Annotated in this window: 15 protein-coding genes; 14 read left to right on the top strand and 1 reads right to left on the bottom strand. The window is 29.4% G+C overall.

Features of this window, described 5'->3' with window-relative positions; genetic code table 11:
* Nucleotides 1-4: 4 nt before the first annotated feature.
* The 11 genes from EXC59_RS02100 to EXC59_RS02050 all read left to right on the top strand — a co-directional run bounded on the left by EXC59_RS02100 (nt 5) and on the right by EXC59_RS02050 (nt 8276).
* On the top strand, nt 5-526 hold the full coding sequence (locus tag EXC59_RS02100) for a GNAT family N-acetyltransferase (protein WP_162164034.1): 522 nt from the start codon (nt 5-7) through the stop codon (nt 524-526).
* Nucleotides 523-822, top strand: coding sequence for a hypothetical protein (locus tag EXC59_RS02095; RefSeq protein ID WP_035369508.1), 300 nt, complete (start codon nt 523-525; stop codon nt 820-822). Before EXC59_RS02100 ends, EXC59_RS02095 begins: the two co-directional genes overlap by 4 nt.
* A gap of 40 nt (nt 823-862) precedes the next feature.
* Nucleotides 863-1774, top strand: a complete 912-nt coding sequence (locus EXC59_RS02090; protein ID WP_035369509.1) for an epoxyqueuosine reductase — start codon at nt 863-865, stop codon at nt 1772-1774.
* Nucleotides 1775-2131: a DUF2200 family protein gene (locus EXC59_RS02085; protein ID WP_035369511.1), complete on the top strand. Its 357-nt coding sequence runs from the start codon at nt 1775-1777 to the stop codon at nt 2129-2131.
* 74 nt (nt 2132-2205) lie between these two features.
* Nucleotides 2206-2631 carry a hypothetical protein gene (locus tag EXC59_RS02080; RefSeq protein ID WP_035369512.1) on the top strand — a complete coding sequence of 142 codons (426 nt, stop codon included), beginning with the start codon at nt 2206-2208 and terminating at the stop codon, nt 2629-2631.
* A gap of 171 nt (nt 2632-2802) precedes the next feature.
* On the top strand, nt 2803-4101 hold the full coding sequence (locus tag EXC59_RS02075; protein ID WP_051659033.1) for a lysophospholipid acyltransferase family protein: 1299 nt from the start codon (nt 2803-2805) through the stop codon (nt 4099-4101).
* Nucleotides 4102-4225: 124 nt separating this feature from the next.
* Nucleotides 4226-5593, top strand: a complete 1368-nt coding sequence (locus tag EXC59_RS02070) for a dicarboxylate/amino acid:cation symporter (protein ID WP_051659034.1) — start codon at nt 4226-4228, stop codon at nt 5591-5593.
* A 2-nt stretch (nt 5594-5595) separates the two neighbouring features.
* On the top strand, nt 5596-5895 hold the full coding sequence (locus EXC59_RS02065) for a GNAT family N-acetyltransferase (RefSeq protein ID WP_035369513.1): 300 nt from the start codon (nt 5596-5598) through the stop codon (nt 5893-5895).
* Between the two features lie 120 nt (nt 5896-6015).
* A complete protein-coding gene (locus EXC59_RS02060) occupies nt 6016-6909 on the top strand; it encodes a dipeptidase (RefSeq protein WP_051659035.1) in 894 nt (297 codons plus the stop codon).
* Nucleotides 6910-6923: 14 nt separating this feature from the next.
* A complete protein-coding gene (locus EXC59_RS02055) occupies nt 6924-7898 on the top strand; it encodes a GNAT family N-acetyltransferase (protein WP_035369515.1) in 975 nt (324 codons plus the stop codon).
* A 9-nt stretch (nt 7899-7907) separates the two neighbouring features.
* Entirely contained in the window at nt 7908-8276 is a 369-nt protein-coding gene (locus EXC59_RS02050) for a methylglyoxal synthase (RefSeq protein ID WP_035369517.1), read from the top strand.
* Nucleotides 8277-8326: 50 nt separating this feature from the next.
* Here the strand turns inward: EXC59_RS02050 and EXC59_RS02045 are convergent, their stop codons facing one another.
* Nucleotides 8327-9403 carry a helix-turn-helix transcriptional regulator gene (locus EXC59_RS02045; protein WP_051659036.1) on the bottom strand — a complete coding sequence of 359 codons (1077 nt, stop codon included), beginning with the start codon at nt 9401-9403 and terminating at the stop codon, nt 8327-8329.
* A gap of 657 nt (nt 9404-10060) precedes the next feature.
* On the opposite strand from EXC59_RS02045, the gene EXC59_RS02040 reads away from it, so the two are divergent.
* From EXC59_RS02040 to EXC59_RS02030, 3 genes are all read left to right on the top strand, one after another.
* Entirely contained in the window at nt 10061-11932 is a 1872-nt protein-coding gene (locus EXC59_RS02040) for an HD domain-containing phosphohydrolase (protein WP_331865026.1), read from the top strand.
* 72 nt (nt 11933-12004) lie between these two features.
* Nucleotides 12005-13813, top strand: coding sequence for an oligoendopeptidase F (pepF, locus tag EXC59_RS02035; protein ID WP_162164035.1), 1809 nt, complete (start codon nt 12005-12007; stop codon nt 13811-13813).
* 75 nt (nt 13814-13888) lie between these two features.
* The gene (locus tag EXC59_RS02030) at nt 13889-14338 is read left to right on the top strand and encodes a hypothetical protein (protein ID WP_035369518.1); all 450 of its coding nucleotides are present in this window, start codon (nt 13889-13891) and stop codon (nt 14336-14338) included.
* Nucleotides 14339-14421: the final 83 nt, after the last annotated feature.

Genomic DNA, 14421 nt, shown 5'->3' with positions numbered 1-14421 from the left:
AATCATGAATATAAAACTTGTTCGTTTAAATGAAAAGTATAAAATGCACTTATTTGAAATGATGGATGAATGGTATCAAAAGGAACCTAAACCTATTCCTTCGGCAATTAGAAAGGTAGATTATCATGATTTTGATAATTATATCAAACATATTGATAATGCCAATACAAATGGACTCATCCCAGATACAACTTATTTTTGTTTAGATTGTGATATAAATAAGTTTGTTGGAGCTGTTAATATCAGACATGACTTGAATGAGGCGTTATTAATGCATGGTGGTCATATTGGGTTTGGGGTTAGACCCTCTATGCGAAGTAAGGGTTATGGTAAAGCTATGTTGAAAGAGACACTTAAAAAATGCCAAAAATTAGGTATTTATCGTGTTTTAATGACTTGTGATAAGGAAAATATAGCATCTAGTAAAGTAATTCAATCAAATGGTGGTATTTTAGAAAATGAATTAGTTTTTTTAGATAAAATTATTCAAAGGTTTTGGATAGAAAACAAAAAGGAAAATATATGACAAATCGTGTAAAATTAGCATGCTTAATGTTACTACCTGTATGGGGCTGTTTTATTAATCTCTACCAATTTATGGTAAACAATCAAAAATATACTTATGAATATAAAAAGAAACCACTTGTCTTAATGACTTTGGTGATTTTGGTAAGTTATGTTTTATTAATTGGCTTGAATAATTATTTAATTAATTCAACGTTTAATGTTCCAGATTATAACTTTATTGGCTTAATTATTGTTGGATGGTTAGTGAATATTATTCATTATTTCCATTACACTTTAGTTTACCTAAAAAAGTAAATGATTTATGAATTTTGTATAATTTTAAAAGAGGTGCAATATGGTATTTGAAAGGTTAAGTGAAGCTTTCGACTTTGTGGGTACAATTGATGTTGATCGTTACTTAAAAAAGAAGTTTGATCATAATTTAGTTGGGTTTGAATCCGTTTTTGTTGTTGGACTTGCATATCCTAATAAATACTTAAGACACGAAAAAGATCGTTTAACTGCATCAATGTATACATATGGTTATGATTATCATGATGTATTAAAAGAGTTAATGCATGAATCATTAAAGGATATAGACGATGAGTTTAAGTTTTTAGTAGATAATCATACCATTGATGAGCGTAAATGTTTAGAAATGACTGGATTAGCATTTCGTGGAAAAAATAACTTGATGATTAATAAAGACTTTGGAAGTTTCTTCTTTATTGGATTGGTACTAACTAAAAAGAAATACCCTGAAGTGATTATTGAAAATACATTGTCATGTGGTGAATGTACAATTTGTATTAAATCTTGTCCAGTTAAAGCTTTAACAAATGGTTTTGATTGGGATAAATGTATGAGTGGTTATAACCAAGAAAAAAGAAGTTTAACAGATGAAGAAATTGACAAAAATCAATACTTATTAGGTTGTGATATATGTCAAAGAGTTTGTCCTTTTAATAAAGGGGTTAACTCAGAACGCATTGAGGCCTTTAGAGAAAAACCAACTTCATATGTTATCATTAATGATTTGTTTGACTTATCTAATAAAGCATTTTTAGAAAAATATGGGAAGCATGCATATACTTGGCGTGGAAAAACCATTCTGCTTAGAAATGCACTTACCATTCTATTAAGACAAAAAAATACGAAATACAATGATAAAATTAAAGAAACCATCAATGATGATAGATATCCAACTTGGTATAAAGATGATGCGAAAAAAATATTATCTAAATTAGAAAGTTTGGAGATAAAATAAATGAATGAAGCTAATCATAGATTAATGAAAATGAAATATAAAGATGTTTTTCCTATGTTACTTCAAAAAGCAATAAAGAAAAATAGAACTGCTGAAGAAGTATATGAAATAACGTCCTGGCTAACAGGCTATACAAAATCTGAGCTAATTTCGTTTCTAGAAACAGATTTACTTTATTACGATTTTTTTATGAAAAGTTCTAAATTAAATCCTAATCGTCATCTCATTACGGGCAAAGTCTGTGGTGTTAGCTTGGAAGAGATTATGGATCCTTATGTGAAAGAATTTAGATATTTAGATAAGTTAATTGATGAGCTTGCTAAGGGCAAGCCTTTAGAAAAAATTAAAAGGACGTAAATGTCCTTTTTCTTTCTGAAAAAATAAAGAGAGATAATTATTTTGATTGTGGTATAATTTTATTGGTGATTTTAATGGAAATATTGGCATATAAAGATTTTATGCTCTATGTTGGTAAAACAATTGAATATTGTCAGACCATTGAGCATGATATTAAATGGTTATATGCCTTGATGAAAAATGGTGACCCATTACAAAATATGAATGTGATTTCTAGTTGGACATTAGGTAATACAGTGTTTGAATTAGAATCATTAGATAACTCAGATAAGAATCCTTCTTTAGGAAAAAAAGAGTATGGCTTACTTAAGCAAATAACAGGTGAAAGAAATTATATTTGTCATCAAATATTTAGAGACTTTTTATATGAACCAAATTTCATGGAATCTAAAGCATATTATGATGCATGCTTAAGGTTACTTACCTTTTACAAAAAAATCGAAAAACTTCAAAAACAGATTGAAGATTTTAGATTGTTATATGCAAAAAAAAGAACTTAGTAATTTTTTAATTGAAAAATTGAAAATCAATATACCTTTTAAAAAACTCGAGTTTAAAATTTAGAGTTTTTTATGGTGCATTCAAATTAATTTATTGTATAATGAAACGGACACATTATGTCAAACATCACATAATTACACCGAGAATAATAGAGAGAAAATGGAATAAATATGAATAAACCCACTTACAAAGAACTATTAGGTTTGACTGAAAAGCAAATCAAACCTATGGATATGCAGATGAAGCCTAAAAAAGAGAAGTTTTATCTTACTCCAATTGCATGGGCATTATCTTTTTTAACAACAAAAGCAAGGAAATTAAAAGTTAATAAAGTGAATATGGATGGATTAAAACCACCATATTTATTACTATGTACACACCATTCATTTGATGATTTTAAAGTTCAAACACACGCAATTTTTCCGAACCGCTCAACATATGTTATAGCGGTTGATGGCTTTATTGGTCGTGAAGGACTACTTAGAAATGTTGGTGGAATTCCTAAACGCAAGTTCACACCTCAAGATTTACAATTATATAAAAGTATTCGATATAGTTTAGAAAAACTTAAGCGTATTACAACAATTTATCCTGAAGCTGCTTATTCAGTTATTGGAACAACAGCAGCATTACCAGATTCTTTAGCAAAAATGATTGTAAATTTAAAATATCCTGTAGTGACTTTAAATATGCACGGAAACTTCTTAAATCAACCAGTCTTCATGTCTAAACGTAAACGTAAAGTAAATTTAACGGCTGATTTAACACAAGTAATCTCTAAAGCGGATTATGATTCAATTACGGTTGAAGAAGCTAAAGAACGCGTAACGAATGCTTTAGCATATGATGAGTGGAAATATCAACTTGATCATAAGATTGTAATTGATGATCCTGATCGTGCTGAAGGATTAGAAAAAGTATTGTATCAATGTCAAAACTGTTTAACTGAACATGAGATGGAAGCTAAAGGAACGAAGATTTGGTGTAATCATTGTGGTGAAACCCATGAACTTGATGTTTATGGTCAATTAAACAACATTAATGGAAAAACACGTTTCAAACACGTTCCAGATTGGTATGAACAACAAAGAGCATTTGTTAGACAACAATTAATTGAAGGCACTTATCATTTTGAAGATGAAGTCTATATTGATTCCTTAAGAAACGCTAAGGGGTATATAAAACTACCTGATGGTAAGTTGGAACAAACTATTAACGGCATTAAATTAATTGGTACTGATTTAGAAGGTGAATTAAATGTTTTCCGTGAGGCTAAGTCTTTATATTCAATTCACATTGAATTTAATTATCATATGCGTTCTGATAAACAAAAAGCAGATGCAGTTGTTATCTCTACTTTAAATGATACATATTATTGTTATCCTAAAAATGCTAAAAATGTGATAACAAAGATTAGATTTGCAGTTGAAGAATCATATAAATTAATGAAAGCAAAAATCAAAGAGTAGTTTAAAGACTATTCTTTTTTTCTAAATTTTGTAAAAGTGTTGTCTGTGATGCAAAGTTAATTTTTTATAAATTACTTAGTGATATCATGGTTATATATGATTGTAGAAGAAAAGGAAGAAACATATGTTTGAAAATTATAAAATAGATAGCGTTCAAAAAGGTTTACTATATGTAGTGACAATTTTAGTTATCGCATTATTAATGTTTTTATCAAAGAAAAAAGTTAAATTTGGATTTAAAGTTTTAACTGGTATGGCATTAGGGGTATTAGTTGGGTTAATTTTTGGATCAACTAAAACCATAGTTGATAGTAAAGAAATTACAATTGTTGAAACAATAAGACCGATTGGACAATTATATTTGAAGTTAATTCAAATGATTGTCATACCTTTAGTATTAACATCAGTGATTAAGAGCTTCACATCAATTAATGATATGACTAAGCTAAAAAGAATTGGCTTTAAGTCATTATTCTGGTTATTATCAACAACAGCAATTGCAACTTTAATCGGATTTGGGTTTGCAACTTTATTTGGTTTAGGTAAAGGTATGCCAACCGAAGTACCTTATACACCAAGAGAAATTACAATGATTGAAGATGTTATCTTAGGGTTCTTCCCAAATAATATCGTTCAAGCTTTAACTGGTACAGCTGTCATTCCAGTCGTTGTATTTGGTTTATTTGTAGCAATTGCGATTTTAGGAGAATCTAAAAAGCATCCTGAAAGAGTTAAACCATTCTTAGACTTTAATGAATCATTCAATAGAATTATGATTCGTATCACAAAAATGGTAATGAAATTAACGCCATATGCTGTATTTACATTTATGGCATTTGCGGTTGCAAGAAATGAAGTCTCTGTATTAAAAGACTTATTGATTTATATTTTAGTGATTTATGGTGCAATGACATTCCACTTTATCGTTGTTCAAATGGGATTAATTACAACACACAAATTGAGTCCAAAACAATTCTTAAAGAATTTTGGTGAGGCAATGGCAGTTGCATTTACTACACAAAGCAGTTATGGTACATTACCTGTAACAAGCCGTGTATTAAAAGAAAAAGCAGGGATTACAGATACAGTAGTTGATTTTGTAGCACCAATTGGTGCAAATGTAGGAATGAATGCATGTGGAGGTATTTTCCCAGCTGTGGTTGCAGTAATGACTGCAAATGCATATGGTATTCAATTTACATTTGTACAAGTATTAGTATTAGTTTTAACTACAACAATTGCAAGTATCGGTATTGCTGGTGTTCCAGGAATTGCAACCATTGCTGCAACAGTCACTTTATCAGCACTTGGTTTACCAATTGAAGGTATTGCATTAGTAGTAGCTGTAGATGCATTAGTTGATATGGGTCGTACAATGATTAATGTCACTGGTGCAGGTGTAGTTGCGACAATCGTTGCTAAATCTGAAAACGAAATTGACTTGTCGGTGTATAATAATAGTAAGGAAACAGAAATTCATAGCGAGGTGTAAATATGTTTACATTTAAAGAAGATGAAATGTACTTACTTGATAATGATGGTCAAAAAATAGCTTTTATTAGCTATCCATTATTTAAGGATAATGTAAGAAACATTAGAAAAGTATTCGTAGATGAATCACTTAGAGGTCAAGGTATCGCAGGTAAAGCAATGCTTGCATTATATGACCATTTTAAAAAAGAAGGCATCAAAACAATTGCGACTTGTCCTTATGCAGTTGCATGGTTTGAAAAAAATAAGGATAAGACTGATATTTTAGTAAAATCAGACGAACCAGTTGCCTGCGCCTTATAGTTTTACAATAAAGATGACTTACAGAGTCATCTTTTTTTATATAAAGTTATAAAAACATCATGGTATTAATCTGAATAAAATGCTATCATAAATGTATATACAATTCAAGAGGATAAACTTATGGAACATAAAATTTTCGATATTCATACTGATGTTATTTATGATATTTATACACATGTAAAAGAGGGCAATTTAACCCGTTTTGAGGATATACATGCTAATCAATACAATCAAAGTATAGTCAAAGCTGCTGTTTGGACATTGTATAGTCCAAATGACTTTGATCTTTTGGATGCATACCAATCTGCTTTAAATCATATTGACTTTAAACTTATTAAAGACTTTAAGGTGATTTTAGGTTTAGAAGGATTAAGAAACTTAAAAGATTTAAATGAATTTAAAATGCTCTATAACTTAGGTGTTAGACATGCAATGTTAACATGGAATGAAGAAAATAAATATGCAACTGGAGTGTTTGGTAATCCGGACCGAGGGTTAACTAAAGCAGGTTTTGAAGTCTTAGACTTTATGATTGAGCATGATATGATTATTGATCTTTCACACCTTAGTGATAAATCTTTTTACGAAGTAGTGAATTACACAAGTAAAAATCTAGTTGTATCTCATAGTAATGTTAGAAATTTATGCAATCATCCGAGAAATTTAACGGATGATCAGTTAAAGTTATTAAAAGAAAAAGATGCACTTGTTGGACTAACCAATGTGCCAAAATTTATTGCTGAAGATATTAAAGATAGAAATCTAGATAAATTCATAGAACATATTAAATATGTAGTTAAAATCATGGGAATTGATAATGTATGTTTAGGTTTTGACTTTATGGATTACTTTAATCCAAATGTGATTTCAAACTTAAACGAAATACCTAATGTTACAAAAGCGCATGTTTTAATTAATGCATTAAAAGAAAATGAATTTAATGATGAAGACATTGAAAAAATAACATATAAAAATTTCTATAAACGTTACAACAAACATATACTAAAAAAATAAAAAGGGAAAAGGTTATGTTCATAAATTTTGAAAAAAAGTATCTTGATCAAATTATAGAAATTTGGAATCAAGATGTGTATAAGAAAACAATATACAATTCATTTACAAAAGAGTCATTCACAAACAAGTTTTTAATGAATCCCTTTTATGACAATAATCTATTCATATTATTTGTAAATGATGATGAATTAATAGGATTTGGACACGCAATGTATAAAGATAAATCTGATGAAACACCAGGTTTTATTACAATGATTGTTGTTAAAGAAAAGTACCAAAGACAAGGTATTGGTACAAAAATATTATTAGAACTGGAAAATAGATTAAAAGTCATAGCAAATAAAAATTATATTAGACAACTTTTTATGAGCCCAGTCAATTTAGAATGGTTAATTCCAAATAAAAAAGCATATCATCCTGGAGCGCCAGCAGTAGCATTTAATTCGCCATTTTATTTATTTTTGATTAATAATGGATTTATTAACAATGGACAACAACAAGATGCATTTTATCAAGATATTAGGCAATATGAAAAACCAAAAAAAATATTAGCTAATAACTTGAAAAATGAAACTGATGGTTACATAATTACGTTTTATGATAAAGAACAACATGATGGATTTGATGATTTGTTTACTGCCTTAAATAATCCTAACTGGCATCAGGTGGTAATAAATAATTTAAATAAGCATAAACCTAATCCGATGCTTGTTATTGTAAAGGATCGTAAGATTTTAGGGTGGACCGGTCCACTTTATACAGAGGAATCTAAACGAGGTTACTTTGCAGGAATTGGAGTACATCCAAAATGTCAAGGTAGAGGACTAGGTAAGTCGTTATTTGCAGAACTCATCTATCAATCAAGACTAAATGGAGCAGAGTATATGACGTTATTCACTGGGCATGAAAACTCAGCTCGTAATATATATTTAGACGCAGGATTTAAAATTGTTCAATCATTTGCAGTACTTAGAAAAGACATAAAATAGGAGAAAACGATGAATATAGCACTTATAGCACATGACAAGAAGAAAGAAAAAATGATAGACTTCGTTGTTAAGAATGAATCATACTTTAAAAAACATACACTGTTTGCAACAGGAACAACAGGTACTAAAATCATGGAAAATACTAATTTAACAATTAGTTTAAAGAAGTCTGGACCACTAGGTGGCGATCAAGAATTAGGCGCTATGGTTGCAAATCAACAACTTGATTTGATTATCTTTTTTAGAGATCCATTAACAGCTCAGCCACATGAACCTGATGTTAGTGCATTATTAAGGTTATGTGATGTGTATAATACACCACTTGCAACCAATGAAAGAACTGCAGAACTATTTATACACCATATAAAAAAAGATTAAGAAGTCTAAAGTGACTTCTTTTTTTTGTAAAAAAAAACACCCAAAGGGTGTTATTTTGCGTAAATCATGATTTCAAATGGTTTTTCTTGTATCTTACTGTATGAAGGGATAACTGTAATCTTGACTTTATTTTTATCATTGATATGATTGATAATGCTAGCAAGTAAATTTACATCAATAATATGGTTACAAGCGATTGAAGCAACAATGTGCTCGAATCTACCGATTTCATTAATAAAGTTTGTATCAAAGATTGACGCATAAGAATCGAATGTATAAGCTTTTACGAAAGTGGGGGTTGGGTAAAAGACTTTTTTGAGTTGTTCTAACTTAATAACAGTTGATCGATTGAAAGAAACTGTTAAATGATAGAGTAATCGATCGATGTCAGCCAGTTCTTTGTTTGATTCGTTAACGATTAATAACATTTGATTTTTATTAATAATCGTATCAATTAATAACTTAACACAATCAGTAACTGAATCAGCATATACAATAAACATAATATTTGTATTTTGATTTATGTTGCGCTTAGTCACTATCGTGTCAATGTATTTATTTAATTCGATTCGTCCAATATCGTTTGCTGATAGCTTATAAATATTTAATGGACTAAAACCATATTGAATAACTTTTTCGATAGATGAACTACCATAGTTATCTATATCCAATATGATTGGTGTTAGTTTATTTTTGTTTTTGTTTTCCTCCCAATAGAGATGTTCAAATTTATACAAACTGTGATCTTCATTTTGGAATTCAATCAAAGGTGCTAAAGCGTGAGGTGTGATTTCTTTTAGTGTGATTGTTGTATTTATCTTTTGATAATTTTTAGGAGAAACATTGAATGTTCTCTTAAAAGCTCTTGAGAAAGAATCATGACTATTATATCCGTATTTTAAATATAGGTCTTTGACAGATTCTATATTTGTTTTCAAGTCAAAGAGTGCATAAGTCATCTTTCTTTGTGTGATATACGGATGTATAGATACATTTGTTTGGTTTTTGAAAACCCTGCGAATATGTCTCTCGCTATAATTGAAGTTTGATTCTAAATTCTTTATGCTGAGATCTTCGAGAATGTTTTCTTCAATAAATTTTACTAAATTTTTTATAGTGTCTCCCACTAGTACCACCCATCCTATAATAACTGCCGACAATATCGGCCAAATATTTCCCAATTATCCCTATTAATCCTTGCAAAATATAGCCAAGTGTCTAAATGATATAACAAAATCGGCTATATTGTAAAGGGAAAAGACTGACATGAATGTCTTTATAAGGACATTTTACATTATCGATTTTCTCCTTTTACATAAATGTATTTAATTGTTTTACAAGTGTATCGAAAGTAAAAATAATACGATTTTCTCGCATTTTTTTAAATTAACATTGTTATTTAGTGAATATTTTGAAAAAGAATAGCAATTTAAATCGTGATTTAGTTTTTTTAATCGTGTTTACAACTATATTATATACTTTATTTTTAATGTTGTCGACTAAAAATAGGGAAACGTTTCTATATTCTAATATAAATTAAGACATTATAGTCAGGGGAATATCTTGTTAGTTATATTGCTAAATTAGTTCTATGAAGGTATCAAATGTCGTTCGAAAATAAAAAAATGTTACAATTTATTTGAGAGGAGATGCAAAAGATGAATTTTGAAAATATCTCTGGCATTTTAATAGCACTAATTAACAATGCTTTCATTATGTTGTCGCTTGTATTCTTTTATACAGCGAGTAATTATGATGTAAATGCTAAAAGTAAAAAATAACATATATTTGCCGGTATCGTTATTGGTTTAGCTTCAGTATTGATTATGGTTCAGCCTTTTAAATTTTCAGAAGGTCTTTTTATTGATACAAGAACAGTTTTATATGTTATTGTTGGTCATTTCTTTGGGCTTATTCCTACAATCATATCATCCATAATCGGAATTACTTATCGAATGATTATTGGTGGTGAAGGTGTCTTTTTAGGCGTTATTGCAATTATTATGAATGCACTAGTGGGTTTATCTTGGAATACGATTAGACAAAAATTGAAGTTTAGAAACATATATCTTGATTATTATCTTATGGGACTATTATCTCAAGTATTAACAATGTTGTTGTTTGCATCTTTACCAAATGCAACCAATATTTTTGGTCCAATTTTAGTAGCTTATATTGCTGCTTATCCACTAGTAACACTCATCTTGTCAATTATTGTTGTTCGTCAACGTGATAAACGATTAATGAATGAGTATATTAACAATCAAAAAACATTGCTAAAAAAATCAATAGATTCTACTGAAACCATAGAGATTTTTACAGTAGATAAGAATTATAATTATTTAACATATAATGCATTTCATCTTAAACAAATGCGTAAATATAACAGTTTAGAGGTTGGGAAAAATTCGAATTTTATCGAAGCAATTAAAGATCCATATATACAAGAAGTGATGAAGGACAAAATTAATAGAACTTTATTAGGTTTTTCAAGTATTAAAGTGCTTAATATGGGAGATCATTATTATGAATATACATTCACCCCGCTTGTTGATAAAAATCATGTGATTGGTGTTACATGTTTTGCTAAAGATGTTACCGAACAAAAGACTTATGAACAAACAATTATTCAACAAAGTTATCAAGATGCATTAACGGGATTAAGTAATCGTAGACATTTCATGATGAAAAAAGATGAACTACAAATTTATGAGAAAGTTACATTTGTTACTTGTGACGTGAATGGATTAAAAGTTATTAATGATGCCTTTGGACATGCTAAAGGGGATTTAGGATTAAAGATGTTTGCGGACATTTTAAAAGATATTTTTGATAGAGAAGGTTATATCTTTAGAATGGGAGGGGATGAATTTAGCATCATCGTTCCAAGTAAAGATAAAGTATATGTTACTAAATTGATGGAAGAGGTAAATTATCGATTAGAAAAACGTAATAATTCAATGTTAAGATTATCTGTTTCTTATGGTATAGCAACAGCTGATAAAAATACTTCAATTGATGTTGCAATTAGACAATCAGAAGAACAAATGTACAAACAAAAATTATTTGAAACAACATCTTATCGTTCAAAGTTCATTGAGACAATTCTACAAAGTTTATATGAAAAAAATCCTAATGTGGAGATTCATTCTGAAAGAGTATCTGTAATATGTGTTGAAATTGGTAAGAAGTTAAAAATGAATTCATATGAGTTAAAGCTGTTAAAAGTTATTTCATCCTTACATGATATTGGAAAGATTGCAATTGATGAAGGTATTTTAAATAAACCAGGTAAATTAACTGATGAAGAATGGATACAAATTAAACGACATCCAGAAATAGGATACAGAATCATTTCAAGTTCACCAGAATATCAAGAAATTGCATATGACATTCTTTGTCATCATGAACGTTACGATGGTAAGGGGTATCCTCAAGGATTAAGTGGCGAAAATATTCCAATTCGTGCAAGAATTATTAATCTAGCAGATTCATTTGATGCAATGACTTCAAACCGTTCATATCGTGAACCGATGAGTATAGATGATGCAATTTTGGAAGTTAAACGATGCAGTGGAACACAGTTTGACCCACGGATTGTTGATGTCTTCTTAGAACTTATCAAGGAAGGTTTTATAGAGACTTTAAAAAGCTAATGTTATTTAGCTTTTTCTTTTATTTAAATGTCTTTGTGATACAATGGTAGAAAGAGAAAAAAGGAGTACATTATGAAGAAACAATTACCAAAAAGAAGTGAGGTAGACGTTAAGTATACTTGGGACGTTTACACAATCTTTAAAAATGAAGAATCATTCAATCAAGCACTTATTGATTTAAAACAACAAGTTTTAATTTTTAAAGAAAAACACCAAGGCAAATTAAAAAATCCAGAAACTATCAATCAAGCGATTGATGAACTCAAGGATATTCAAGGAAAGTTAGTACGTATTAATGCGTTTAGTTCACTACAAGCAAGTGGTGAATCTACAGATGAAGTCAATCAAATGCGTGTTGGAAGAACTGGATTAGCATTCCAAGAAATTTCCAAAAATTTAACATTCGTTTCAATTGAATTAAAAGAAAATTCAGTTGAAACATTAAATGATGCAATTAAACTTAGCGAGGACAATAAATTATATATAGAAGATGTTATAGATGAAAAAAATCATGCATTACATCCTGAAGTGGAAAAAGCAATTCAATCATTAAGTGGGGTAATTAATGCACCTTATGGGACGTATAATCGTTTCAAATTAGCAGATATGAAATTTAATGATTTTGAAGTAAATGGTGTTAATTATCCTAATTCATTTACTTTATTTGAAAATGAGTATGAATATGATAATCATACTGAGGTAAGAAGAAAAGCATATGAGTGTTTCTATTCAAAACTAGGTGAGTACCAAAATGGTTTTGCGAGCAACTATTATGCACATCTTTTAAAAGAGAAAGCAATGTCAGAATTAAGAGGATACTCATCAGTTGTGGATTATCTACTTCATGATCAAAAAGTAACCAAAGATTTAATGGATCGTCAAATTGATGTGATTATGAGAGATTTATCACCAGTAATGAGAAAATATGCTCGCGTCTTAAAAGAGATTCATGGTTTAGATAAAATGACATATGCGGATTTAAAGATTGCAATTGACCCAGAATTTGAACCTAAAGTATCGATTGAATCATCAAAAGACATGCTTTTAGAAGGCTTATCAATTTTAGGTGATGAATATTTAGAAATAGTCAGACGTTCATTTGATGAAAGATGGATTGACTTCCCACAAAATGTAGGTAAATCTACAGGTGGATTCTGTTCTTCGCCTTATGGAGCTAACTCATTTATCCTCATTAACTGGAATGGACAAATGGATGAAGTGATGGTTTTAGCACATGAATTAGGACATGCTGGACACTTCCAATATGCAAATAAACACCAATCAATTTTTAATACACGACCTTCTTTATATTTTATTGAAGCTCCTTCTACAACAAATGAGTTAATTATGAGTAGAACATTAGATAAAAATGCAAAAGATTTAAGAACTAAACGTTGGATTAAGTCCGTTATGATTTCAAGAACTTATTATCATAACATGGTAACTCACTTACTGGAAGCTGCTTTCCAAAGAGAAGTTTATAAGAAAATTGATGCTAAAGAACCTATCTCAGCTAATGTTTTAAATAACATTAAATTAAACGTGATTAAAAATTTCTGGGGAGATGAAGTTGAAATTCCTGTTTATGCTGGACTAACATGGATGAGACAGCCTCATTACTTCATGGGATTATATCCGTATACTTATTCAGCTGGTTTAACAATTGGTACAGAGGTTTCTCGTAAAATCTTTGAAGGGGAATTAGATCCGACAAGATGGATTGATGTTTTAAAGGCTGGTGGAACTAAACGACCATTTGACTTAGCTCGTATGGTCGATGTAGATTTAAGTACCGAAGCGCCATTAGTAAATACAATTAAATTCATTGATGAGGCGGTTGAAGAAATCATAGCAATCACTAAATCACTAAAACAGCAATGATATTTCTCATTCTGTTATCATGTTTTTAAATAATAAAATATAATATACATATATAACTCTATATAGGGGGCCAAAATGAAATTTTTATTAGGATTCATATCGTTTTTAGGATTTATTGCACTTCTAGGCAGTGGTGCTTATCTTGGATATGGTTTAATTACAGAAAAAGTTCAAAATAAAATGGAAGAACAAAAAGAAGTATTACTAAGTGAATTATCTATTATTGAACAAGCGTTAGTTTCAGATGTTGTAATTGATGAATTATATTATGCAAAAAACTTCAAAGATGTTGTAATCAAAGTGACTTTTGAGAAGACACTGATTGAAGAAGAAGTATTTTATTCAGCGAGCATTTCTAACTTAGATGAATATACTGAACTAACTGATTTTGATTCAACTAAATATCATAATTTTTCAAGAGTATTAACAGATAATCCTGGTGAGGTGAAGGGGAATGCTATCACATTCTTAATCATTTCATTAAGTACTTGGCTTGGTTTTTGGATTTTAAAGAAACTTGCTTAAAGAACCTTAAACGGTTCTTTTTTTTAAACTAAAGACATAATATGTTTACCAAAAATAAACCATGTTAAGTTTAGGTAAGAATT

Origin of the sequence: Acholeplasma hippikon, from assembly GCF_900660755.1 — a bacterium.
Lineage (GTDB): Bacteria > Bacillota_I > Bacilli_A > Acholeplasmatales > Acholeplasmataceae > Acholeplasma > Acholeplasma hippikon.
The sequence above is the reverse complement of the archived record's forward strand: the minus strand, read 5'-3'. Positions and strand labels throughout refer to the sequence as shown.